20 protein-coding genes and 2 pseudogenes are annotated in these 25,769 nt (G+C 49.6%); 3 read left to right on the top strand and 19 right to left on the bottom strand.

The window, feature by feature from the left end:
• Positions 1-19: 19 nt before the first annotated feature.
• The 13 genes and pseudogenes from NLX71_RS07650 to NLX71_RS07590 form a co-directional block, all read right to left on the bottom strand.
• Positions 20-2,389, bottom strand: coding sequence for a hypothetical protein (locus NLX71_RS07650; RefSeq protein ID WP_254362948.1), 2,370 nt, complete (start codon positions 2,387-2,389; stop codon positions 20-22).
• A gap of 27 nt (positions 2,390-2,416) precedes the next feature.
• Entirely contained in the window at positions 2,417-3,982 is a 1,566-nt protein-coding gene (locus NLX71_RS07645; protein WP_254362947.1) for an extracellular solute-binding protein, read from the bottom strand.
• A gap of 28 nt (positions 3,983-4,010) precedes the next feature.
• The gene (locus NLX71_RS07640; RefSeq protein WP_254362945.1) at positions 4,011-4,898 is read right to left on the bottom strand and encodes a carbohydrate ABC transporter permease; all 888 of its coding nucleotides are present in this window, start codon (positions 4,896-4,898) and stop codon (positions 4,011-4,013) included.
• 13 nt (positions 4,899-4,911) lie between these two features.
• A complete protein-coding gene (locus tag NLX71_RS07635) occupies positions 4,912-5,871 on the bottom strand; it encodes an ABC transporter permease (RefSeq protein WP_254362943.1) in 960 nt (319 codons plus the stop codon).
• A 15-nt stretch (positions 5,872-5,886) separates the two neighbouring features.
• A complete protein-coding gene (locus tag NLX71_RS07630; RefSeq protein ID WP_254362941.1) occupies positions 5,887-6,915 on the bottom strand; it encodes a zinc-dependent alcohol dehydrogenase in 1,029 nt (342 codons plus the stop codon).
• A gap of 199 nt (positions 6,916-7,114) precedes the next feature.
• Entirely contained in the window at positions 7,115-9,229 is a 2,115-nt protein-coding gene (locus NLX71_RS07625; protein WP_254362939.1) for a hypothetical protein, read from the bottom strand.
• A 236-nt stretch (positions 9,230-9,465) separates the two neighbouring features.
• A complete protein-coding gene (locus NLX71_RS07620) occupies positions 9,466-10,512 on the bottom strand; it encodes a serine hydrolase domain-containing protein (protein WP_254362937.1) in 1,047 nt (348 codons plus the stop codon).
• A 583-nt stretch (positions 10,513-11,095) separates the two neighbouring features.
• A complete protein-coding gene (locus NLX71_RS07615) occupies positions 11,096-11,500 on the bottom strand; it encodes a GNAT family N-acetyltransferase (RefSeq protein ID WP_254362936.1) in 405 nt (134 codons plus the stop codon).
• Between the two features lie 26 nt (positions 11,501-11,526).
• Entirely contained in the window at positions 11,527-12,114 is a 588-nt protein-coding gene (locus tag NLX71_RS07610) for a DUF1349 domain-containing protein (RefSeq protein WP_254362934.1), read from the bottom strand.
• 27 nt (positions 12,115-12,141) lie between these two features.
• Positions 12,142-12,747, bottom strand: a complete 606-nt coding sequence (locus NLX71_RS07605) for a sugar O-acetyltransferase (RefSeq protein WP_254362932.1) — start codon at positions 12,745-12,747, stop codon at positions 12,142-12,144.
• 124 nt (positions 12,748-12,871) lie between these two features.
• Positions 12,872-13,759, bottom strand: coding sequence for a GNAT family N-acetyltransferase (locus tag NLX71_RS07600; RefSeq protein ID WP_254362930.1), 888 nt, complete (start codon positions 13,757-13,759; stop codon positions 12,872-12,874).
• Positions 13,760-13,795: 36 nt separating this feature from the next.
• Positions 13,796-14,432, bottom strand: a pseudogene (vat(I), locus tag NLX71_RS07595) (streptogramin A O-acetyltransferase Vat(I)).
• A 415-nt stretch (positions 14,433-14,847) separates the two neighbouring features.
• Entirely contained in the window at positions 14,848-15,726 is an 879-nt protein-coding gene (locus NLX71_RS07590) for a LysR family transcriptional regulator (RefSeq protein ID WP_254363147.1), read from the bottom strand.
• 153 nt (positions 15,727-15,879) lie between these two features.
• Between NLX71_RS07590 and tkt the strand changes: the two genes are divergently transcribed.
• Both tkt and fsa read left to right on the top strand, forming a co-directional pair.
• Positions 15,880-17,874 carry a transketolase gene (gene tkt / locus NLX71_RS07585; protein ID WP_254362929.1) on the top strand — a complete coding sequence of 665 codons (1,995 nt, stop codon included), beginning with the start codon at positions 15,880-15,882 and terminating at the stop codon, positions 17,872-17,874.
• 25 nt (positions 17,875-17,899) lie between these two features.
• Complete coding sequence (gene fsa / locus NLX71_RS07580; RefSeq protein WP_254362928.1) at positions 17,900-18,568, top strand: fructose-6-phosphate aldolase; 669 nt, start codon at positions 17,900-17,902, stop codon at positions 18,566-18,568.
• 129 nt (positions 18,569-18,697) lie between these two features.
• Here the strand turns inward: fsa and NLX71_RS07575 are convergent, their stop codons facing one another.
• Positions 18,698-19,699, bottom strand: coding sequence for a hypothetical protein (locus NLX71_RS07575; RefSeq protein ID WP_254362927.1), 1,002 nt, complete (start codon positions 19,697-19,699; stop codon positions 18,698-18,700).
• Positions 19,700-19,808: 109 nt separating this feature from the next.
• Positions 19,809-21,284, bottom strand: a complete 1,476-nt coding sequence (locus NLX71_RS07570; protein ID WP_254362926.1) for an amidase family protein — start codon at positions 21,282-21,284, stop codon at positions 19,809-19,811.
• A 303-nt stretch (positions 21,285-21,587) separates the two neighbouring features.
• On the opposite strand from NLX71_RS07570, the gene fabZ reads away from it, so the two are divergent.
• Entirely contained in the window at positions 21,588-22,013 is a 426-nt protein-coding gene (gene fabZ, locus NLX71_RS07565) for a 3-hydroxyacyl-ACP dehydratase FabZ (RefSeq protein WP_254362925.1), read from the top strand.
• Between the two features lie 55 nt (positions 22,014-22,068).
• On the opposite strand, the gene NLX71_RS07560 is transcribed toward fabZ, so the two are convergent.
• The 4 genes and pseudogenes from NLX71_RS07560 to NLX71_RS07545 form a co-directional block, all read right to left on the bottom strand.
• Entirely contained in the window at positions 22,069-24,189 is a 2,121-nt protein-coding gene (locus NLX71_RS07560; protein ID WP_375377903.1) for a thioesterase domain-containing protein, read from the bottom strand.
• Positions 24,190-24,194: 5 nt separating this feature from the next.
• Positions 24,195-24,644 (bottom strand): cysteine peptidase family C39 domain-containing protein, encoded by a 450-nt coding sequence (locus tag NLX71_RS07555; RefSeq protein ID WP_254362921.1) that lies wholly within the window; start codon positions 24,642-24,644, stop codon positions 24,195-24,197.
• Complete coding sequence (locus tag NLX71_RS07550; protein WP_254362920.1) at positions 24,644-25,108, bottom strand: lanthionine synthetase LanC family protein; 465 nt, start codon at positions 25,106-25,108, stop codon at positions 24,644-24,646. Before NLX71_RS07550 ends, NLX71_RS07555 begins: the two co-directional genes overlap by 1 nt.
• Positions 25,109-25,574: 466 nt before the next feature.
• Positions 25,575-25,769, bottom strand: a pseudogene (locus tag NLX71_RS07545) (IS1634 family transposase); the annotation flags it as partial.

Here is a 25,769-nt window from a genome sequence, read left to right as displayed (position 1 = left end):
ACCGTGAATCCCGTCAAGATCAAGCCATCAAAAAGTTGCCGGCGCTGTGTTTCACCGTATCGTTTTCCGCCGGTAGCGCTGTCCGGTTGACCTTCTCTTCCAAGCACGAGGTCATGAAGAAGTACCCTCCGCTACCGAAAGCGCCGCCCGCCGCTTCATACTTGCCGCCCGTGAAATGAGAGCCGACGGCCTTCAGTTTGTTCGTTCCGCCTTGGATGTGAAAATGTGCCGTGTTCGCGTCCGCAGCGGCGCTCCTACAGTTTCCGAAGCTCCACGTAATGACGTTCGCCGGATCGACGCTCTTCAGGAACGCCTTCTCGCCGTTCGTTCCGCCGAATACGGCGCCGCCGTCGATCGTGATCGATTGGTCGGGTTTATTCTTCGCATTGTTGACATCGCCAATCTTGTCCCACGCGCCGGTGAACAACAAGCAGCAATCTATAAGTCCGCCCCCCTGCATGACGATTTCACGCGTGCCGATCTTGACCGTGCCTCCGGCCTGAGGCAAACCCTTGAACCACGTATTGATGAGCGTCAGCTTATCGATACTCCCGAGGTTGACGTCCTCGACGTTGTAAAACTCGCTGTTGAGAATCGTCAATTCCCCATTGCACGGCGTGTAGCCGACTTGGGTCGTTCCCGTGCGGATCGGACGGGCGATTTCATATCCTTTCAGCATACCGAAGGAACAGCTGTCGATCATATTTTTCCTTTTGCCCCGGGAGGTGCCCTTCGAAATCGTTATCATCTCTTGCGCCGTGCAGCCTCTCATCTGCAGGCCATCCATGTTGACCCAGAACGAGCCTGAATTCGCCATTTTCACACCGGGCTTCGTATACGTTACGACCGCATGGCAATCTTCTAGCGTCAGATCGGTGATCCGCTTGTGCGCGACAATCCGCGAAGCGATATGCTTCTTGACGGTCACCCGCTTGGCGCTGTCGCCCCAAGTCGAGCCGCTGTTCGCGAACGATAACAAGCCGGAGTTGTTGATATACGTCAGATCGTGCTCGAATTGACCGTGCGTGACGAACGGGCCGTACTCGTCGCCGTCTCCGTGGCAGTTCTCGACCATGCAGTAGGCTGCGCACGTAAAGTCGTTCAAGTGACGGGCATTGCTCGAATTGCAATCCCTGACGTGACCGTACAGCACGTTGATCTGCTGCGTCAAGTAGCCGGTGCCACCCCAGTCGCGTTCTTCCGGGTTCATCAGCTGGCAGCGTTCCGTCACATAATGAGTGTTGTATCTCCGCATGACGACCGGCCAGAACACTTTGGTCGCCTTGATGCCCGATGCGTCGCATTCGACCGCGAATTCGTACGCGACCGGATTCGATCCGATCTGGTCCCAGGTCGGGAACGGCCGGGAGCTTGTGCCGTTAGTCGGCACCGGGATGCCCGTAAAGCTCATATTCCGCACGTGGCAGCGGAAAGCCGGGTTGATCTTTCGGTAGGTCAACTGGCGTCCCTTCGCCAGCGGCCAGCCGAGCTTATAATTGAACCGGACATGGGTAGCGTCAAGAATTTCCGTTACCTGGATCAGGTAATCGAGCTCGCGCTGCGCGCTTCCGCCCGGATTGTTCTTGATCTGGGCATGCCACCAGCTATTCACCACGAAGATGGACGAATTGGCGACCTCGAAAATATCCGAGTACTCCGGCAGCTCTTCGGTCAGCGTCACCGTGTGGACCATGTCGGTTTTGATCCCTTGGAAAAACATAACCGCGCCGAACGGATTGTCTACCGTGTTCAGCTCGATGCCCTCGGTCGTTATGGTATGTCCCTGAAAATCAATCTCGATATCGCTGCGGTGAAATACATGGCGCTTGACGAAGTTCAGATCGGAGTACGCTTCGATACGGCGGATCGACAAATCGTTGACCAGCGCATCCAGCGCCCCGTCCGCATTCGTCTTCGCATCGAAAATGCCGAACCAGCGAAACTCCCCTACCCCGTCATGCACGACTTCAAAGCAGCCTTGGCCTTTTAACGGCTTGTGTACCGTACCGCCGTTATCGGCCTTGGCGCTGCCGGCCATATAGCGAACAAGCTTGCCTCCCCCGTCGCCGCTCATGTAATAGCCGCCAACGAACACATGCAGGCCGTCCTTGAGTTGGCCGGGCGGGAGGGACTTCAGCTCCTCCACGCTGGCGACCCACATGACTTGACGCTCCCCCTTGTCGCTGGATTGCAGACTTTCTGCCGAGGCAAACCGAGAACCGCCGAAGGCGGTACCGGCCAATATGGCCCCGCCGATTCCTAAGGTTTTCAGCACTTTTCGTCTGCTGATCGCTTCGTTCGCCTTACCGTTCATACCGATCGTTCCATTCTCCTCGCTGGTTACGTTCGCTGCATTCGGCTTTCCCGTCTTGTTGTCTGAGAAGAACATCGTTCAACAGCTCCTTTTCGCTGGGTATCAGTTTTCTGCTTTGAACTTGATCGTCTTGCCCTTTGCTGCGGAAGTAAGCTCGGCATAGTTGTCGAAAAGCGCTTTACCGCCGAATTTCGTCATGATTTCTTGGCGGTATTGCGGCCAGTTGGAAGCATCCTTTTCTTTAAACACGATTTGAACATGCTGCTCGTTCATACGCTTGCGCATGGCGCTCAGGTCCATGCCTTCCTTGACCGTGAGAGCGGTGCCGACGGACGGAAGCAATTTGTACGAGTTGATTTTCTCAACGATTTTTTTATCGCGCTCGGTCACTTTCGGGTCGACAACGTCAAGTCCGAACACTTCCGGCTTACGAGGCGTGAACCAGCCGTATACTTCAATAAAGTTGTTGTTGTCGGTAATGTCCTTTTGATAAGCGTCCTGAATGATTTCGATCTTGTTGCCGCTGCGCTTGTAATGAACCCCTTCTTTGCCGTAGCGCGTCAGGAGAAAGCCTTCTTCGCCCGCGAGCCAGTTGAGAATTTCGACCGAGCGCTGCACTTTCTCATCGGAAGCTTTGGAGCTGATCAGGAACGGATTGTTCGGAATCGTTTCGACCCATGTGCCGGTTTTTTCCCAAGGATGGAACGGCTGCCAGTTGGCGGTCGTTTGACCTGCTTGCTTCGATTTCATCTGGAGGCCGGCGGGATTGTTGTCGAAGGCGATATCCCGGCCTTGGCCGACCACGATACCGGCTTTGCCCTGTGCCGCTTTGTCGAATTGCTGACCGTTTTTGTTCAAGAACCAGTCCGGATCGACGACTTTCAGATCCAGCAGCTTCTTGATATCGCCAAGCACGTTTTGCATGCGGATGTCGCTGCGGACATCAACGAACTGATCGCCTTCTACGTACGTGTCGCCGACCAGCCCGTTTTTCAGGTATTCCGGGAAGTCCATCGGAATGCTGGTACCGCTGCCCGCCGCTGTAAAACCATAAGTATCGTTCTTGCCGTTGCCGTCCGGATCTTTGAATGTGAACGCTTTCATAACGTCGACCAGCTCGTCGTAGTTCGTCGGCATGCTCATGCCCAGCTTGTCGAGCCAATCTTTCCGAATATAGAATGTCCGGTAGTAGTTCGTTTCGTACGGGACGGGAGCGCGCTTGAATGCGCCCTGTATCTGGTATGATTTCAGATTGGCCTCGGTCATCCAATACTTGAAATAGTTCGGCATTTTATCCGGTGCAACGACACCGGTCAAATCGCGTGCGACACCGTCGCGGATGTAGTTGTTGGACGATATGCCTTCCGTGTAGAAAACGTCCGGAATGTCGCCGGATGCGATCATGGTATTCAGCTTGTTCGTATAATCTTGACCGAGCGGCATATAGACCATTTTCAGATTAACGTTGAACTTTTCTTCGATTGCCTTTTTCACGAAGTCTTTGTCAGGCGAAGGAAGCTGGGTGCTCGCGTCCGCGATGACCATCCATTTCAGGTCCAACTTACCCGTGCCTCCCGACGAAGCAGTCTCTTCTTTCGCGCCCGAACATGCGGCAAGCACAAGCGAAGAAGTCAATAGTACGGCAGTCATTTTAGATAACGTTTTCAAAGTAAACCCTCCCTATTTTTTCCGGATCTTATCCTTTCACAGCGCCCAGCAGCATGCCTTTGACGAAATATTTTTGCAGGAACGGGTACACGATCAGAACCGGCACAATCGCCACCACGACGGTTGCCATCTTGATCGTTTCCGGCGGCATCGCGTTCAGCGCCGATTGAGGAACGGCAAGCTCCTGGCTGACGGCCGGCGACACGATCATGTTGCGAAGCACAACCTGCAGCGGATAAAGACTGCGGTCATTCAGATACATGACCCCTCCGAAGTACGCATTCCAGTGATTCACGCCATAAAACAATCCGAGCGTCGCCATAATCGGCAGCGAGAGCGGCAGCACGATCCGGATCAGCGTACCGATGTCACTGCAGCCGTCCACCTTCGCCGCCTCCTCGATTTCGTACGGCAGCCCTTCGAAAAAGGTTTTCATGATTAGTACATTAAACGACGATACGAGACCCGGTATGATAAGAGCCCAAAGCGTATCCATCAGCCCGGTCGCTTTGACCGTCAAATAGGTGGGGATCAGTCCGCCGGAGAACAGCATGGTGAACACGACGCCCAACAGGACGGCGTTCCGCCCCGGCAAAAATTTCTTGGACAACGGATACGCCAGCATGGTCGTCACCGCCAAATTGCACGCCGTGCCGACGACCGTGATGAAAACCGTCACTTGAAGCGCTTTCGGAACGGTGTTGCTGGAAAAAATCGTTTTGAACGCTTCGAACGTGACGGTTTTCGGAAAAATGACAAAGCCGCCGTTCTTGAGCACTTCCGTATAGGGCGTGATTGACATAACGAATACAAAGATGATGGGAAACAGCGTTGCCAAACAAAAAACGGTAAGCACCGTGAAAATCACAGCGTCTATGATGCGGTCTGACTTGGTTTTCTTGAGCGCGAATGGCATGATGAGGCCTCCTTTACCAGATACCGGAACCGCCGACTTTTTTGGCCAGTTTGTTGGCCCCGATCACGAGCGCCAGACCGATCACCGATTTGAACACGCCCATAGCCGCCGGCACGCTAAATTCCATTTGTTCGATCCCGCGACGGAAGATCCATGTGTCGAGAATGTCGCCGACATCATACACGCGGGCGTTCAGAAAAATATAGACCTGCTCGAAGCCGGCATCCATAATATGACCGATCCGCAGGATCAGCAGCAAAATGAACACTTCGCGAATGCCCGGCAGCGTAATGTGCCATAACTGCCGCCATCGGCCCGCGCCGTCGACGACGGACGCTTCGTACAGCTCGTGATTGATTGAGGACAGCGCGGCCAAATAGATGATGGCGCCGAAACCGGTGCTTTTCCAAATATCCGTCGACACCAGCAGCGAACGGAAATATTCCGAGTTCGCAAGCACATCCAGCTCGCCCCAGCCCAAATCGCGGAAAAACGTCGTCACCAACCCCGCGCCGGGCGCAAAAAACGAAAACACCAGGCCGTACACGATAATCCATGACAAGAAGTGAGGGCCGTACGTGATCGTCTGTACGATGCGCTTAAACCAGTTAACGCGAATCTCGTTCAGCATAAGAGCCAGCAGCACGTCTGGAACCATGTTGAACAAAATGCGGTACACGCTGATCAGGATCGTATTTCGCAGCAGGGAAGGAAATTCCGGCGACGTAAAGATCGTCCGGAAATTATCGAAGCCGACCCACTCGCTTCCCCACATCCCTTTCATCAGGTTGTACTTCTTAAACGCAACCACAAGCCCGAACATCGGGACATAATGAAAAACGAGGTAATAGACGATTCCCGGAACCATAAGCAAATACAGCCATTTGTAGCGGAGAAAAGTTTTCCAGAAACTAGAATTACTCCGTTTTTTTAAGATAGGCTCGCTGGAAACCGCAGTAGCGTCCGCTCGCATATGCCATCGCCTCCTTTACCCTTTATCCAAGGAACCCGTTGCTTGAGCGGAGCCGGGTCCGGCATAACGAACGACAATTCCCATCGCTTCCTGCGGCTTTTCCAAGCAGCTCCCGTACATCGCGGGCAATTCGTCAAGCGCGCATTCGTGGGTGATGAGCGATTGCATGTCAATCCGCTTCTCCGCTATCAAGCGTAAAAACTCGCCCATATTTCGACCTTCCGTCCATCGCACGTAGCCGATCGGATAGTCGACTCCTTGCTGCTCGTAAGTTTCCTCATAGCGGCCTGGGCCGCCTGCGCGTGAGATATGTATGCTCGCTTCTTTCATAAAAAGCAGATCCCGATCGAATTCCGTTCCCGTATCCCCGACAATTACGACGCGGCCACGGTCGCGAAGCCAGCTAATCGCATCATCCACCATACTGTTCTTCCGGCTGCTCGCACAAAGCATGACGGCATCCGCGCCATGGCAGGACGTGTCGGATTTAACGGCCCTTTGCAGCTCTTCTTGAGAGCGGCAGGCGATCGCTCCGATCGCTTCGAGCATGCGGCGGCGCTCCTCCATCAGCTCAAGACCAATCACCCTGTAGCACGCGGCATGCGCGATTTGGGCGATCGCCTGCCCTAAAATGCCTAACCCCACAACAATGATCGTTTCCCCGAATCTCAGCTCGGCTTGGCGCAGGGCATGAACCGCAATCGCGCCGATGCCGACAAACGCCGCCTCCTGCTGCGTGACGCCTTCCGGCACCGGCACTACCAGATGCTTCGGCACGAGCAGCAACTCCCGGTGGGCCGGCACCCCGTAACACGCAACCCGTTGCCCGGGAACGACGTGGGTCACTCCCTCCCCCACTTCCACGACAACGCCGCTAGCGCTGTAACCCAAATTCGCATCCTCGTTACTTCGTATCATCAACAGTTCGGTCCCTACGCTCACGACGGAATAATCGGTTCTCACTTTGACGAATTGAGGAAGCGCTTCCGGGTTTGGAAGCTCCAATACTTGCGCTGTCCCGTTTATACCTTTTACCGCTCTCACAACACCGGCCCCTTCCTAGTGGTTTAATTCTGATTAAATCTATTCATTTATGAATGCAAAATTATTCCACTAATTTGTTTCTAGTTTGTTTTTTTCATTATAAATAGCAAATTCTAATATTGTCAATCATTTTTGTAATCGCTTACTCTTTAAACTTCACAAGAAAGCCTGTCTTCCGAAAGACAGGCTCCCGTAATGATTAGGCCAGGATCATGATTCCCGCCTCGTGTTTCACGACATCGCTTTCCGCCGGAAGAGAGGAGCGGTTCACGCCTTCCTCGATGCAAGCCGTTATGAGCAAATACGAGCCGCTGCCAAACGATCCGGCCGCAACTTCATACCGACCGCCCGAAAACCGGGAGCCGACCGCTCTTAATTTGTTGCAGCCGCCTTGGATGCTAAAGTGGGCCGTCTCGGCATCCCGCGCCGAGCTGTTGCAATCGCCGAAGATCCATGTCATGATTCCTGCCGTATTGCTGCTCTTCAAAAACGCCTTTCCCGCATTCGTTCCACGGAACGATGCGCCGCTGTCTACCGTAATGGACTGGTCCAGCGTGCCCGTTACGGACGGGTCAAATACGCCCGTCAGCTCCATGCCGCTATTCACGAAGCCGCCGCCCTGAACGATGACCTCGGCACACCCGACACGAACCGGGCTCGCTTCCGGAGAAGCGCCTATAAACCATGTGTTCGTCAACACAAGACGGTTTATGCTTCCGATCACGTTATTGTCCACGTTGTGAACTTTGCAATTTTGCATGACAAAATCCGTTATGACCGGACGAAAGCCTGCATGGGGGACGCCGGGACGCCGGGCGATTTCGGCATCCCTGGTCATCCCAAAGTAGCAGCCGTCCGCGAGATTGCCCCGCTTCGAGCGGGATGAGCTCTGCGAGAGCGTAAGCATCGTGTCGGCGGTGCAGCCCCTCATGTGCAAGCCGTCCGCGTTAGCCCAAATCGTGCCGGAATCGACCAGCCCTTCTTTCCAGACCGCATGAACATCCTCCAGCGTCAAATCGGTAATTCGCTTATGCGCAACCACTCGCGGGCCGACATGCTTTTTAACCGTAATCCGTTTGGCGCTATCTCCCCACGTCGTACCGCTGTTGGCAAAAGAAAGCAGCCCCGAGTTGCCGACATACGTGAGATCATGCTCATATTGGCCATGGGTAACGAACGAACCGTGCTCGTCGCCATCGCCATGGCAGTTCTCCACCATGCAGTAAGCGGCGCATGTGAAATCGTTCAAGTGGCGCGCGTTGCTCGTATGGCAATCGCGGACATGTCCGTACAAAACGTTTAGCTGCTGCGTCAGGTAACCGGTGCCGCCCCATATCACTTCCTCGGGGTTGATTAACTTGCAGCGCTCCGTTACGTAATGGGTACAGTACCGCCGCTCAACGACGGGCCAAAACACCTTCGTCGCCTTGACATCGACGACGTCGCATTCTACAGCGAATTCGTAGGCAATCGGATGGGAGCCGAGCTGATCCCAGTGATCGAATGGCTGCTCGGTCGTAGACCCATTCTCCGGCACCGGTACGCCGATAAAGTTCATATTGCGCACATGGCTGCGGAAGACAGGATTCATCTTCGTGTAAGTGATTTCCCTCCCCGGAGCCAGCGACCAGCCGAGCTTGTAGTTCACTCGAACATGGGTGCGGTCCATGATTTCGGTGATCTGAAGCAAATAATCCAGCTCGCGCTGCGCACGGCCTTCCGGGTGATTGTTCACCCTGGCGATCCACCAATCCCCTACCTCGAAGGCCGACGATTCCAGCACCTCCAGCACATCGGTCTGCTCCGGGAGCTCCGCGGACAGCGTAACGGTTTGCGTTGCGCCAGCGGCCTTTCCTTGGAAAAAAATAACCGCTCCGAACGGATTGCTTTTCGTATTTAACTCGATGCCTTCCGTAGTGACGGAATGTCCGTAAAAATTAAGCTCGATATGGCTGCGGTCGTAGGTATGACGGCGGACAAAGTTAAGATCCGTATGCGCCTCGATCCGGTGAATCGAAGAATCGTTCACCATCGCGTCCATCGCATCGTCCGCATGTTGGGCCGGGCCGAATAGTCCGAACCACCGAAAATCTCCCACTCCGTTATGTACAGTTTCCCAGCGGCCGCTGCCGCCGAGGCCAGGATCATGAACCGTCCCGCCGTTGTCGTCTTTGGTGCTGCAAGCGATCCAGCGGACAAGCTTGCCGCCCCCGTCCCCCTCTTGATGGTATCCGCTTACATAAACAAGCTGTCCGTCATCCTTAGGAGAGGGTCTATACGCAAGCAGCTCTTCCAAGTTTGATAGTTGGATCATCGCATGGCCTCCGATTGCTCATCTGGTTTTATTCTGATTTATATTCATGGAATAATACCTGAAATTTCACATTGCTAGTTTGTTTCAGGTTTATTTTATATGTCCATCATTCATGAATTTGTAATCGTTGTCAATCATTTTTTAAAAATGCAGCATAAAAAAAGGACTTCACCCCGACTTGGAGAAGTTTTCAAGCGGTCAAGCCCGAAAACAACCAAGGAAGTGAAGTCTCTTGTCTATTCTTCCGTTTTTTCTAAAACAATTTTCGCTATTTTATGAGCATACTCGTCAGGATCAAGTTCGTCGCAGTTACTGAATACTGCAACAGACAAACGATCTTCCGGGAACCGTATGAAGTATGAGCTGTACCCTGCCCAGCCCCCTGAATGTTTCAAGCATCGACAACCAAAATCTTCTGCATGTATCAGTCCAAAAGCATAATCCTCATTGTCTATAATCGTCTCTCCAGTTGGAGAAATTCGGGGACCTGTTTCACTCATTCTTTGAACAAGCTCTTTTCCGCCAACGGTACCTGTAGTTAAATTTTCTCCCCATTTTACCAAGTCTTCAACCGTTGTATGAACCGCCCCATCCCCTGTATGTTCCCAAGGGCTTTCATAGATTTCATAGGCTCCTTGCTCGTTCTTCAAATATCCGCTAGCAATGAACATCGTCGTTGGATAGCAATCGACAATTGTTGTGTCGTTCATATGTAAAGGTTCAAAAATACGCTCCTTCGCAAACTCACGGTGAGACTTGCCGCTTGCTTTCTCTATGACTTGCGATAATAAAAAATAGCCTGTATTGCTATACTCAAATTTCGTTCCGACCGGAAAACTTGCTGCTTGATGGTTTATAAGGTGTTTCAGCGATTGTTCCGCAGTTAATTTATCCGTATCTTTAATATTCGCCGCTTCAGCCAATTCCATATAATCAACTAATCCACTAGTGTGATGAATGAGATGTCTCAACGTTACAGGCTCAGCATAGGCCCCTAAGGAAGGCACAAACTTTAAAATAGAATCATCCAGACTCAATTTTCCTTCTTGCTCTAAGAGTAGAATGGAAAATGCCGTGAATTGTTTGGAGACTGAAGCAATATTAAAAATTGTTGTTGTGGTGATCGGCAGGCCTTCCTCTATCGAAGCTAAGCCAACTGCGCCTTTATAAGTTACTCCGCTATCGAAACTGGCAATATACGCACAACCGGGACCTTCTGGTGAAAGCTTGTTCAATAATTGTTTAATCGACGCATGTGTCTTTTCACTATACGTATGATTCATTAAAATCCACCCCCTGGCTAATTATAACCCAAGAAGGTCATACTTTTCCACTTTCGCTAGACTGTCGGCTTGAGTTGGATAAGCAGTTCAGCTTCTCGCTGGGATGAAACGTTTTACAAAAACTGTAGCCAGCAATCCCAACAGCAAGCAGCCCGCCAAGCTTGAAAACGTAAGGACATAATTGCCGGTCCCGAGCAACTGAATAACCAGGATGGGTCCGATGGTAGCGCCTAAATTCACAATTACCGTATAGATGGAAATCGCTGCACCTCTTGCAGCTCCCCCCTACGGATCGCACATATAATATCTGTTCATTCGAGAATCCGAAAAGAGGGCTGCTTAAAAATTGTCCGACAATTCCTGCCATAAGAAAACCTGCGCTCATACAGCTAAGGGCGAATACTTTTTTATTTTGCGGGAACAACTCCATCACATAGGGAAGCACGATGGGAGAGAAGGTAGCCGCAGCCAAGCCTTGTATTCCTTCAGAAACCGAAAACTCCTTTGAAAAGACGGAGATTAAGGGGATCGTGGCATAGAAAACACGACTATGTCAAGCTGTACTTTTTCTTAAGACTGCAATTTATCGAATGAGCTTTCTTGTCATTCCAACCGTAAATTTCTTGAATCCAAAAGACGCATAATAGGATTCCAAGCTTTCTGTACACATAAGCTGGGGAATGACGCGATTGCGCTCACAATGGTCAATCATTCGATTCAGCATTTCTTTGCCGATCCCTTTGGACTGATAACTCGGCAGTACGCACAGTCCACATATCAACCCAGTAATCACTCCATCTGAAATAATACGTCCCATCCCCACCAATTTTTGATCATCAAAAGCATAAATTGCGTACCAGCTTTGATTACACATTTTTTCTAAATCATCAACGGATAAGTTAAGTGAATTCCATCCTAATGATTCATAAAGGGAAAGTAATTGCGCAAAATCTGTAGGGGGTTCTGTTGTAAAATGAATCTTGTTCACGCTATTGCCTCCAATTCATATGTGGATCATTCATGTGTTTTCCATTGGCATTCTGTTATCTTCATCTCGCTAAAAACAGAAGTAAATGAGGAATTTTCCGGACTACATGCATAGATTCCCAGTTGAATTTCGCCTTTACCTTCAAACAAATGAAAAATGCGCATTTGTTTATATTCGATGCCATCGTATGAATTCTCGATGCAGAAATCACTCTCGCGGCGGCTAACTCTGTAAAACATACTTTTAATATTCGAATCAATATCTGTCGTCGCCCAATCTGAAAATCCATGGTTCGTCACAACGCTTCCTAATCGTTGATACTCTTCATTTTCATACTCAATTGAAGCCTTGAACCAATTATCACTATTCTGGTAAATAATGACACCACATTGATCAAAACGATGTTTGCTATCGAACTCTGTTCTGACTACGAAAGAAAAGTAGGGTTCATTGATCTTGAATAACAAGGCCGGAGCATTATCGTTTCTAAACCCGTAGTATGTACGCTGCCAGAAGTCCGTGCCAGGGTCAGTTGTAATCACAATCTCATCTTCCTGAATCGAATAACTCACGGGTTCATTTACCCAAAATAAATTGTTCGCATCGTAGTTCATTAAACGTCCCTCCTGCACTTTTCCCAGCTATTCATTCATGCTTTTTTTATATTTATTCTTATCTTCATCCGTGATTTCCCTCAGCACACGACAAGGATTTCCAACAGCGATTACACCTGAGGGAATATTTTTTGTGACAACACTCCCGCCGCCAATAACGGTATTGTCGCCTATTGTTACTCCCGGCATAACAGAAACATTCCCCCCGATCCATACATTGTTTCCGACTTTGATCGGATAGGCATATTCCAGCCCCATATTACGCTGTTCCACGTCCAGTGGATGACCTGCTGTATAGAACCCGCAGTTAGGAGCAATGAACACATTATCTCCAAAGGTAACCTTTGCACCGTCTAATATCACCAGATTATGATTAGAGTAAAAATTCTCTCCTATTTCAATGTTATACCCATAATCACAATAAAAAGATGATTCGATCAAAAAGCTATTCCCCGTTTTGCCAAATAACTTTTTTATGATATCTTTTCTTTCTTCCGCTCTTGAGGGGGGAAGCTGGTTATACTGAAAACATATCTCCTTCGCGTATTCTCGTTCTTTAATGAGCGACTCGTTGCCGTTCGCATCGTAAAGCAACCCGAGCTCCATTTTTTCTTTCTCCGTCTTATTCATCATTGTCGTTTATACCTCCCGCTATATTCCTTACATATTCCCGGATTCAGGCGAAGATAATCTCTGAACGACAGGTGTCGTTCAAGCAGAATGTCGATAATCAAATTTTAAGTTCAATAAATAGTTGCTACGCATGAGAGGTAAGCGGAAATCTAAAATGTTTCCCTTCATCCAGGGCAAACGGTCGAACAAACAACGTATCATCCGTCTCTGTGATCAAGGTGGATTGGATGTTCTCATTGTCACTGTCAGGCACAAAGTAAAAATGAACAAACTCCGTCTTTTCAGAAATGATGTGACTGACAACTTTCTCTAAATCGACTTTCCTTTTACTTACGATATCATAAACATGCAACGTATTCTCTTTTTGTTCAAATAGAAGTATCGCATCCTCATCATGGTCATAGTAGATGGCATCACGAAAAACAACAATAAAGTAAACCATCAACAAATGCTCATTATTCTTTACGCCAAATGCTGACGATACAGGTATTCTTTCAACTGCAAACTCCTTCATCAGCTCGAAGTCCGCCGGATTGTCGACATCCAACTTGCGCAGAGCCGGCTGCACCACTTGCTTTTTCAAATCCGAGACTGCCAGAGTGTAGCTGCTTTCATGGACCTTCTCAAAGCCAAATTTCGGATAAAAATCCAGCACCGTTTCATTCGCAAACAAATAGATAAAATCATATTCCGTTTCATATTTTTCTAGGATATGGTTCATCAGCTTAGCCGACAACCCTTGATGCCGATATTCGGGATGGGTCATGACCGTCCCCACTTGGATGGCCTTATATTCTTTGCCATTTGACGTAAGAAGCATCTTATTGATCGAAGCATTTGCAATAATCGTATCCCCGTCTACGAATGAATAACAAATATAATCATCATTCCAACAACCCTTATCATACCATTCTTTAAAATCAAGCCCAAAGGTCTGCTTTGCAAGTTCATTAAAGCTCTCTTTATATACTTCGTTCTGCTTGTAGTCACTAATTAGTCGGTACTCTCTCATCGTAACTCCTCCATTTTCTTTTGAGGCGACCATGGGTCATCGGCGAGTTTTCATTTTCCTTAACGATTCCATATCCCCGCTTACGATCGCCTCGATATGTTGATTGATGATTTCAATATCATTATCCCACCAACGGATTTCCAACAACTCCTCAATGATCTCCGGTGAATAACGATTTCGTATTTCTTTTGCAGGGTTTCCGCCAACGATCGTGTATGGCTTCACATCCTTTACGACTACCGACTCGGCGCCTATGATGGCTCCATCCCCAATACGTACGCCCGGCATAATGGTTGCACGTCTGCCTATCCAGACGTCGTTGCCAACAACCGTATCCCCTTTAAGCGGCAGTTGTTCCAATGTAGGGGTATAAGCTTCCCAGCCGTTACCGAAAATGTTGAATGGGTAAGTTGAGCCATCCATTCGATGATTACCGCCCCCCATAATAAATCTGGTTTCAGGAGCGATCGAACAAAACTTTCCAATCACCAGTTTCGTACCCAGCACTTCATAATGGTAAAGCACTTGGTCCTCAAACGATTCTCCATGCAATGCATCATAGTATGAATAATCCCCAACGATGATGTTGGATTTTGTGATCGTATTGTTGATGAACTGTACATTTTTATTCCCCGGTATAGGGTACTTCTCTGATTGGATTTGGTCCTGGCATAGGTGATCATCCCTTCTTCTGAGCAAATTTGTCTTAGACGACGAAAAAAGGCTGCGAATGCAGACGCACTCGCAGCCGGTTAGACTATAAAAGCCACAGCATAGTACACAAATATGCCTAAGTAAACTTGGACTTTACAATTAAAGTAAAGTTTACGCTCGTCGTGGTTTTCCAGTCTTCGTCTCCAACATGAGTTATCTGAGCAATTAGGGATGGGTACACCATACCTAATGCGGCTACCGTCTTCGTAGCGCCTGCATTCCGTATCCTTTTGTTAGGGATTAGGAAGCGATCAGATAGTACATGTTAGAACTGGATACCACCTTTCCTTGAGATATTCATTAATATACTGGATTTATCCACGTTTGGCAACTATGAACACTATTTTCAGGCGAGTTCATCATAAAGGAAAGGACTATTCAACCAGCTTCATAAACTTGCTTGCAGCAGTAGAAAGCGGCATGTTCCGCATAATCATAATCCCCACGTGAGCTGGCGGCAGCTCCACGTCTAATTGAACCTCGAAGAGGGAGCCCTCTTCCAGCTCCTTCGCAACAAATTCTCTGGTCACGTAGGAGATCCCAAGACCTTTCCGCGCAAACTCGATGAGAAGATCCACGCTTCCGACCTCGATTTCAGGTTTGAGTAGATAGCCGTAGCTTTGAAATAACTCCGTAATGGCCATTCGTGCCCGGCTATTACGCGAGAATAGGATAACGGGGTACTGGAGCAGCATATCAAGCGAAAGCACCGCGTCCTTAAGCTTGGCATAACGTCCCCCCGCCACAAAGCAATCTTGCAGTTGGATACTCTCCCTCACCTCAAGCAAAGGATCGGCGATAGGCATACGAACGACGCCCAAATCAATTGTACCTTCTTTCAAGTAAGCAATAATTTCCGGGGTCGTTCCATGATTCAGGTAAAGCTTGATGCCGGGATGCTGCTGATGAAAGTCCTCCAAGTATGGAAGCAAATAATGCTTGAATAGCGAATCGCTTCCGCCGATCCGCAGCTCGCCGCTGTCCAAATTTTTAAGCGCCACCATTTTTTCTTCAGCCAGAGATATTAAGATTTGAGACTGTTCGATATAGGAATACAGGACGGCGCCCTCTTGCGTCAGCGACACTCCTTTAGAGTTCCGGTAAAACAAAGTGATGCCAAAGCTGTCTTCCAGTTGTTTGATAGCGTAGCTGACGCTCGGCTGGGTGAGGTATAGAGCCCTCGCAGCCTGAGTCAAGCTGCCTGTCTTCGCAGCCCAATAAAACACTTTATATAATTCGTAATTATTGTTCATAGACACAGTCTATAGCTCCTGTGAAATATATTTATTACTTGTATAGGTCATAATCGTATTATAGTGGAACTACGAAAGAGAAACCATACCCCTTTTCCGGATTGGAAAATTCATATGAACAAAAAAACGAAATGAAAGAAGGAGAAGAACAATATGTCTGCAACTCAAACTATTGATCAATTAGCTATCGATACGATCCGAACACTGTCGATCGACGCCATCAACTCCGCGAATTCCGGTCATCCCGGGCTGCCGATGGGTGCCGCGCCGATGGCATACACCCTTTGGTCCAAACTGTTAAATCATAATCCCGGTCATGCAAAATGGTTTAACCGCGACCGCTTCGTTCTGTCCGCAGGTCACGGTTCGGCCCTGCTGTACAGCCTCCTGCATTTGTCCGGATACCAGGTCTCGCTTGAGGATTTAAAACAGTTTCGCAAGCTGAACAGCAAAACACCGGGACATCCTGAATTTGGACATACGGATGGCGTAGACGCAACAACAGGACCTCTGGGACAAGGAATCGCGATGGCCGTCGGGATGGCGATGGCTGAAGCTCATCTGGCCGCGAAATTCAATCAAGACAATTTCCCAGTTGTCGACCATTACACGTATGCGCTTGTCGGAGACGGCTGCTTGATGGAGGGCATCTCTTACGAGGCGATGTCCATGGCAGGACATATGAAGCTTGGCAAATTAATCGTATTGTATGATTCCAACGACATCTCGTTGGACGGAGAGCTTAACCTTTCTTTCAGTGAAAATATACAGAAAAGAGCGGAATCAGCCGACTGGCACTATATACGGGTTGAGGACGGTAACGATATTTCGCGAATTGCCGAAGCGATCGAAGCAGCCAAGTGCAACGATTCGCAGCCGACTCTGATTGAAATTCGGACGGTTATCGGATACGGCAGCAAGTTAGCAGGAACGAACAAAGTACACGGCAATCCGCTCGGTAAAGAAGAGGCCAAGGCCACCAAGGAAGCTTATGGTTGGAAGTATGAGGAAGAGTTTACCGTTCCGGAAGAAGTGCGAGCTCTTTTCGAGCAGCTTAAACATAAAGGCGAGGCCAAAGAAGAAGAATGGAACCAATTAGTCGCTTCCTATCAAGCGCAGTATCCTTTGCAAGGCAAAGAGCTTGAGCAAGTCATTAACGGTTCCGTTTCGTTAGATGCCGCAGACATCCTTACGTTTGATGCTTCCAAAACGATTTCTACGCGCGTAGCAAGCGGTGAAGCCATTAATCATTATGTAAAAACCGTTTCTTCGATTTTTGGAGGAAGCGCGGATTTATCGCATTCTACGATGACGGATATTAAAGGGGAGCAAAAATTCGCTTTCGAATCCTACGCGGGACGGAATATTTACTTTGGTGTCCGCGAGCATGCCATGGGCGCGGCTGGCAATGGAATGGCCCTGCATGGAGGCGTAAAACCATTCGTAAGCACGTTCTTCGTATTCAGCGATTATTTGCGCCCGTCCATTCGTTTAGCCGCTCTGCAAAAGCTGCCCGTGATTTATGTGTTTACCCATGATTCGATTGCCGTCGGAGAAGATGGACCTACGCATGAGCCTGTTGAGCACCTGGCCGCGCTGCGCACCATCCCGGGACTTACGGTCATTCGTCCAACCGATGCCAACGAAACAGCAAGTGCATGGGCGTATGCCTTGCAGCAAAATGAAGGGCCCGTAGCGCTGATACTCAGCAGACAGAACTTGCCTGTATATGAAGCGACCAAAGCCAATGTTCAAGAGGTGGCCAAAGGAGCGTATGTTCTGGCGGAAACAAACAATAAGCCGGATGTCATCCTGATCGGAACCGGGTCCGAGGTCACTCTGGCCATGAGTGCCAAAGCAGAGCTGGAGCAGGAAAACATTTCCGTACGCGTGGTCGCTATGCCGAGCAGAGAACTGTTTGATCGTCAGCCCGAAAGCTACAAGCAGAGTGTTCTTCCGGATTCTGTTTCGAAGCGGATTGCCATGGAAGCCGGCATATCGTTAGGCTGGGAGCGTTACACGGGACAAGGCGGAAAAGTGTTGTCGATCGATACGTTCGGCGCTTCAGGTCCCGGTACGGAGGTCATGGAATACTTTGGTTTCTCCACGAATCATGTGGTTCGTTTGACGAAAGAATTACTGAAGTAAAATGAACATACGGAGGTAGTTAGCCATGAAATTTTTTATCGACACCGCAAATCTGGAAGACATCAAAAAAGCGTATAAAATCGGCGTCTTATCCGGCGTTACGACAAATCCGTCTTTGGTCGCCAAGGAAGGGGTTAAATTCGAAGATCGAATCGCCGAGATTTTGCGGGAAGTACCTGAGGTTGAATCCGTTTCTGCCGAAGTAACGCCAGATGCGGTTACAGCCGAAGACATGATCGCGCAAGCGAATGAACTGATCAAAATCAATAACGGTGATAAAAACATCACCATTAAGCTTCCCATGACGCTGGCAGGTTTGGAAGCTTGTCGTTACCTGAGTAAAAAAGGCGTGAAAACAAATGTAACGCTGATCTTCACGGTTAACCAAGCCCTATTGGCCGCTCGCGCGGGCGCTACCTATGTCTCTCCGTTCCTCGGCCGACTGGATGATATTTCGGAAGATGGCGTACAGCTCGTTTCGAAAGTCGCTGAATTGTTCCGTATTCATAATTTGGATGCCCAAATCATCGCTGCATCCGTCCGCCACCCGGATCACGTGACTCGCGTAGCGATGGCAGGCGCTCATATTGCAACGATTCCCTTTGCCGTCATCGAACAAATTTCAAAACATCCTTTAACAGATCAAGGCATGGACAAATTCGCGGCCGATTGGGCAAAATCAGCTCAGCTTTAATAAAGGGAAGCTTTCACAGCAACATGGGCACTCTTTCGGATAAAAGAGTGCTTTTTCTTTTTTACTTGTATAGTTTTGCTAATCAATATTCCGTTTTTGCTCCTTTAACATTTAAAGATCGCAGCACGTTCAATATACATCTTTCTCAAGGGCTGAAATTGCATACTGAATAATGCTTTCGCGAATTTTCTCTGGTAAATTTATATTCCCATGCATATATGCAAACTCATTCACACTTACTTCCTTGCCGTCTCGTTGTAACCTTTTAACCAACGAGGACAACGTATCCAATGGATTTACCGGCGTGCGTAACAGTGATGAAGTTATTTCAACCAGCATCTTATTTCGATCTATCTCTTGAAAATGAAGGCGGCCTGCCGTCTTTTCAATATGTACTTCATAATGATCATAATGTTCACGAACTTCCCAATTGGGCCACAGCTCTTTCATTCTCTGAATCACGTTTGGAAAAAAGTCTGCATGCCACATGTCGATTTGCTTGTTCTTGAAGTCAAGATGAAGCCCGGAAGATGGAAAATCTGTTGTCCAGTCTCCAACACGAAATTCTGTGAAACCAAAGGATCGATCACAACTCTGTAAGACCTTCGGTCCATGCAGCAAAAATCCTTCAATGTTACCATATAGAGGGAAAATCAGTGTTTCCTCGTCAAACGTAATACTTATAATAGTATCAATCCAATCTTTAGCCTCTGGTGGCGCTAAACTGATATCAACTAAATCATCATCTTCGCTTGCTAAAACCACTTCTCTTGGGACTCCAACATATTCTGCAATATCGATGATACCTTCGTTTGCCCACCGGAGATCCCATTCCTCCCAAACTTTTTGCATTAAACTTAGGAAGATTCTTCTGTACGGAATATTATATAGCTCTTCTTCGCCGCCAAAAAATAAAAGCAGCTTTTTCTCCGCATCAAGGACAACTCCGCCTTCAGCCCAAATATCGTTCAACCAATCTGTCTCGTCTACCTTTGCTTGAGCCTCTATAAATGAAATCGCATGTTGCGGTCCCCAAAATAAATCTCGTGGAAGAGTATTAGCACACCAGTGATTATAATAAAGATCGTATCCACCTTGTTTCGTGATAACTAGATTGGCTCGTTGCCCCATCGATACTATCTCCTTTATCTTGTTTTACACCAAGTTATCTCAATCATATTCTCCCCCCACATTATACCATGAGTTTAATATTTGTTCTGTTCCGCTATTCTGAGGGAGCTTAGCCCATATCTGGCGGACGCCGGAAAAGTGTTGCCTGCTCAAAACTATAGGCGATGCTAATTAGCGTGGGTTCACTAAAAGCCTTCCCGGAAAAGACAACGCCAAATGGACCCTGCGTCGAATCGCCATCCGCATCAATTGTTCCTTTGGCTGAATAACCGGCAGGCACCGTAATAAGGGGATACCCTAACCGGGCAGCAATGTACATGCCATCAATGTCACCGGGTAACATGAATGCATCTAGGCCGTGTTGATCGAGTACATAGTCAATCCCTTGCGTTACGGCCGGATGACTATATTCTTGACGTTTAAGTTGATAGGTTGTCTCGTTTAGCGCATTTTGTTCCGAGCGAATCAGATTGTCTTGGCCAAACTTCAATGCGGAAGCAGCGTGTTTCTGATTATAAGCTATCAGATCTTGAAGAGAATGCACGGGCATATCCGAATTCAACTTCGATAAATAGCGATTCAGACCTGTTTTGAATTCGTAGCAGATAACATCATTGTTCCATGGATGCTGTTCCATATGGAGGTCCACAGGATCGACAACTGTAGCACCTTGCTCACGCAGAACATCAATGGCGGATTCCATGATGGAAAGTCTTTCTTCATCCAACGACCGATAGTATTGTCTGGGAATCCCGATACGAGCTTTATGCAGAAAATCTCGGTCGAGATAAGTTGTGTAGTCGTGAAATATACGATGCGGGCTAGCCCAAGTTGCTTTATCGTTTTCGTCAATCCCGAAGAGTGCCCCAAGTAAAATCGCTGCATCAGTGACTGTCTTGGAAATTGGCCCTGGCGTATCCTGACTTATGGAGATCGGAATAATGCCGCTGCGGCTCGCAAGTCCTACAGTAGGCTTTATTCCGACGAGAAAATGTTGGCTGGCCGGCCCAATAATCGAACCTGCGGTTTCTGTTCCGATCGCTGCTGCTGTCAGGTTGGCCGCTACGGCTGCAGCCGATCCTGAACTTGACCCGCTGACAAAAAGCTTGCCAGGTCCATATGGATTCAACACATATCCGCCTCTGGAACTGTACCCAGCTGGCATACGATTGGACATAAAATTCGACCACTCGGTCATATTGGCCTTACCCAAAAGAACTGCGCCGGCAGCGCGAAGCTTTGTGACTATGAACGCATCTTCAGGAGCAAACGACTCCGCCAATGCGATTGAACCAGCGCTCGTATGCATCCGGTCGTGCGTATCAATGTTATCCTTGAGCAGGATTGGAATTCCGTGCAGCGGCCCCCTACTACCTGTTGTATTTCGCTCAAGGTCAAGATTCCTTGCGATTTCAAGCGCATCTGGATTGATCTCTAATACGGCATTGATCAAAGGATTATACCTATGAATGCGTTCGATATATGCAAGAATGAGGGCTTCGGAAGTGCATTCACCCGTAGTCATTGCCTTCTGCATGCTCACCAAATCGGCTTCTTGAATCCAATCTTGCAAGTTGATGCTCATATATTTAGTACCCCCGACACTGGTAGATTTTCAGACAGCAATAACATGGTAACATGCTGCCTTACCAAGGGTATAGGGAAAGTTTCGATTAGATTAGAAAGTATCGGTTGGGCATTGCAGTAGAGCTTACTTTCCCGAATGTCAAATACAGGCCGCCATTTCAGGCCACTGGAGCAGCAAATTTCCGAAGGTGTTCTCACCCCAATAATCCTGATCACTTCCACTTCCTTCTTTTCTCTTTTTGTGAATGCTATAATACTCATATCCATTACCAGATATCGTATAAAAGGAGGGCACCCGTTCATGAACGCGAACCAAATTCTCGAAACGTTGCCGCATCGCTATCCGCTCCTGCTTGTCGATCGAATTGAATCGGTTGAGGAAGGTCAAAAGGCGGTCGGGATCAAGAATGTCAGCATCAACGAACCGTTTTTCCAAGGGCATTTCCCAGGATTTCCGGTGATGCCGGGGGTGCTGATCGTCGAGGCGATGGCACAGGTTGGAGGCGTCGCGATGTTGAGCGTGCCGGACTTTAAAGGCAAGATCGCCTTCCTGGCCGGGATTGACGGTGCTCGCTTCCGCCGCCAAGTCGTTCCGGGCGACCAACTGCGCATTGAAGTCTCGATCACGAAACTCAAAGGCGTCATCGGCAAAGGACGGGGCGTTGCTTATGTCGACGGCGAGCTGGCCGCTGAAGCGGAACTGACCTTCGCGATCAAAAAAGACTAATTTTGAAGACAAAAAAAGGGATTCTCACGACCCGCGTGAGAATCCCTTTTTGGCGTTATGAAGTGGTGCCGACGAGACTGCGATGCTCGTGGGCAAACGTTTCAAGGAACGTCGGGTCCAGGCCGAATGCGGAGTAGAGCTCTTGGCAGAAGGCAAGGATCGACGCAGCTGCTTTTGGTTCCGAGAGCAGCATCATGTGGTTGGACGAGTCGATGTCGAACAGGTGGAAATCGTCGATCTGACGTTCAAATTCGGCCCAATAATCCCCTTGGTCGAATACGGGGCTCGTCTTGACTTTGAAGTACGGTTCCAGCGCCCCGAGGAACGAGCCGCTTTTGTTGCGGAAGAAATAGGCGCTGACCTCTTGCGGATTGGGCAACGGCAAGATGGTAAATCCGCTGCGGTCGAACGCTTCCTGCACGTCAGAACTACTCTGAATCATGGTGTTCAGGTAGTCTTCCGTGCGCTTGTAGCCGCGCTCGCGGGCCAGGGTCAGCAACTGCTTGGAATATTCCTCATCCGAGAGCGTCGGGTCCAGATCATCACGGTGAATCAATGTGGTCGGAATCTTCTCCGGCTCGTGCTGAATCTCGGTGAGCAGGGTCATGTTGAGCGATTGCAGGATCGCGGTTTTTCTATTGAACATCGCTTCCGGCAACATGGTCTTGGTGTAGATTTTGTCCGAATACAAGGTGTCGAGGAACACGATGGAGTTCACTTTTTGCCCCAGTTCCTGCAACTGACGGGCCACTTCGAAGGCGAGGAGGCCGCCGAGCGAATAGCCGCCGAGGTCATACGGCCCTTCCGGCTGCACGGTCTGAATGATGTGCACGTAATACGCGGCCATCGCGTAGATGCCTCGGATCGGGGTGCGGTTGCTCATCCAACCACGCGCTTGGATGCCGTAGAAGGGTCGGTTGCTCACTTTGGCGATCATCGAGTAGATGCCGACGCCGCCTGCCGTCCCGTGCATCCAGAAGATCGAACGACCTTCCGTGGCTTGGTTCAGCAGGACGAGTTCCGGGAACTGCGGCAAGCTGGTCTGCACGGGCTTGTGGGCCGGCGGTGCTGCGAGCGGTGCTTGCGGCGGTGCGGGAGTCTGGGTCGCTTTCGGTTTCGCCTTGGTCGCCCCATTGGGGACCAGCTCTCGAATCAGGTCTTCCATCGATCGGCATTCGCTCAGTTTGACGAAGGAGAAGGACGGGTCGATCTGCGTTTGTATCTGCTGTAGCAGCTGCATGAACAGAATCGAGTCAAACCCGTAGTGGTCGAGCGGCTTGTTCACCTTCAGCTCCGCAGGCGTGAGGCCCACCAGTTCGGAGATGATGCCGATGACTCGCTCCCGCAGATCCTCCGCGATGGCGAGGTCCTGTTCCTCACAGACGGGAACCGCCTCGGAAGCAAAAGCTGCAGCGACTGCTGGCAGGCTCTGCGTTGTCAGCTCTCGTCTTGCGATTGTCGGAGCGGTCAGCCAGCAGCGGCGGCGCTCAAACGGATAGGTCGGCAAGGAGATGCGACGGGCGGACGCTCCGCCTTGCAGCGCTTCCCAAGGAATCTTGCCGCCTTTCGCCCAGTAGAGGGCTAATTTTCCAAGATTGCCCTCTGCCAGCAAGGCTCGAAGAACGGTCTCTCCGGTGATCCCGGCTAGAAGATCGAGGATCTCGGAATGAGACTCGTTCAGGTCGCCGAGATAGAGCGCGATGGGCGCGTCGCCTTTTTTCAAATAGCCTCGCAGACCTTGCATCAGCTCGTCGCGGCTTTGTACCACCATCGCAAGTCGCGCCTCCATCTCGTCACGGCCGACTTGCAGCGTGTGCGCGATGTCAGGCAGCTTCAAGCTCTCGTCGGCCTCTTGGAACGCGAGCAGTTGTGCGGCAACCTCGTCCAGACGCTCGCGATTCTTCGCGGAGAGGACGATGATCTGCGGTGCATCCGTCGGTTCGTGATCGACCGCCTCTTGCTGCGCCGGGATGTATTCTTCGACCACAAGATGCGCGTTCGTGCCGCTGATGCCGGTCGTGCTGACTGCACCGAGGCGCGGGCGCTCATCGGCCGTGGTCCACGATCTGTTCTTGGTATGAATCACGAACGGGCTGTCTGTCAGGTTGATGTAGTCGTTGCTCGACTCATAGTTGTGCAGAGCCGGAATCGTCCGCTCTTTCATCGCCATCAGCATGGAGATCAAGCTGACGACGCCGGATACGGCGAACGTATGCCCGGAGAGATCCCCTCCGTTGGAGACATTTCCAAGACGACGGAGCTGTAGCTCTCCTGGAATTCTTCCCAGGTAACCTTCCGCCTACCGATGGCCGGATCAATAATTTTAACGCTGTTTTTGTTGATTTTGTCTACAACTACGTAATGACTTTCGTTCCAGTAGGCTATGGCTGGTAACCGAACCTGGGAAAGCTGATTTAGATCCATTCGAAACACTTTTGCTTCGAATCCTAACCGAACCGCCAAATTCCTCATCGTAAAGAGCGTTACGCCATCGCGCCCGATACCTGCCATATTCCGCAGTTCCCGTAATGTTCTGTTCGCATTGTATTTCCCTGCTATCATCGAAATACAGCAGAGCCCGCATTCCGTCTGCTGCATTTGTTCCACGAACGGTGTTCTTTTTACGAACATCAATCCACCCCATGCAACGGGATGTCCAAAGCAAGTATTGATGGTACACCGGCATCGCAGAGTCGCAGCATACCGAAAGCGATGCCACTTAAACCAGTAAACAAACCGAGCGATTCGATAGAGGGATGCATACCAATCCGCCAAATCGATTCTGGCGTTTTCCGCAGCAGCGTCCATTTTTCCGCATCGTCTGGTTCACGGCCATGAATCAGACGATGCACATCCAAAAGAATGCTGCGATTGCCTAGTTCACCATGACACAGCGAATGTCCGATCGTTTCCTCCGATTCGTCGAGTTCATCCAACAATCGGTCAATCAATAACAGATCGGCCGGTAAATCAGGAAGCAGACGAAAAATATGAGTGCGGGCTAGCAAAATACCGTAAGAGCCGTGACACCAATAATTAGAGGCTAACGAATGACTGTTTTCTCGTAAATCAAGCCACTTCTTCTCCGACTCCACAGGGGTTGAAGCCGACGGGAGAGGTAAAGCGGAAGTGTGGAACGGCCATATATGGATTAAGCTCTACGACATTTGCGAAACAGCACCTCGTAAACCGGCAATCGAAAGCAACTAGCGGTAATAGAGTAAGCCCTCGCCGTGCAATAGGGACATGCTCTCGCTGTGGAGATGTGGTGACCAGGAAAAAGAACTTGTATCAGGGTATGTGCGATTATTGCCGAGAACGATCTTTATCGAGGAAACCAGCAAGGGCGCTCTTGAATTATTACAGAGTTGTGTTAACGATAAGTCCTGATATCTTATTTTGGATCCCACATTTCGCATGTCAGTAAATGAAAATGAATAATAACAACCGCTGATGCGGTTCAAGAGGAACTGTCTTAGGCTTGGAGGGAGAATGGTTGCCTAAATTCGACATCATTCCCCCTATTTCGACAGCGGATTATCATACGGTGTCTGTATGGACTTAGCGGCTTGTGATTTCGACAGGATTCGCGGTGTAGATGGTCATGTCGTACCCCGCCATTTCCACCACCCGGCAGGCAAGATCATCTGCATTGTCCGTCAGCACGCGCTCAGTTCGGTCGGCATATCGAATCAGCATCACTTTGATTTGCTGCAGCATGACAAGCAAGACTTGACCTGTCGGCTTGTAATCCCG

The sequence above is a fragment of the Paenibacillus sp. MZ04-78.2 genome (genome assembly GCF_024213375.1).
Classification (GTDB): Bacteria; Bacillota; Bacilli; order Paenibacillales; family NBRC-103111; genus Paenibacillus_G.
This window is presented reverse-complemented; position numbering and strand designations above follow the sequence as displayed.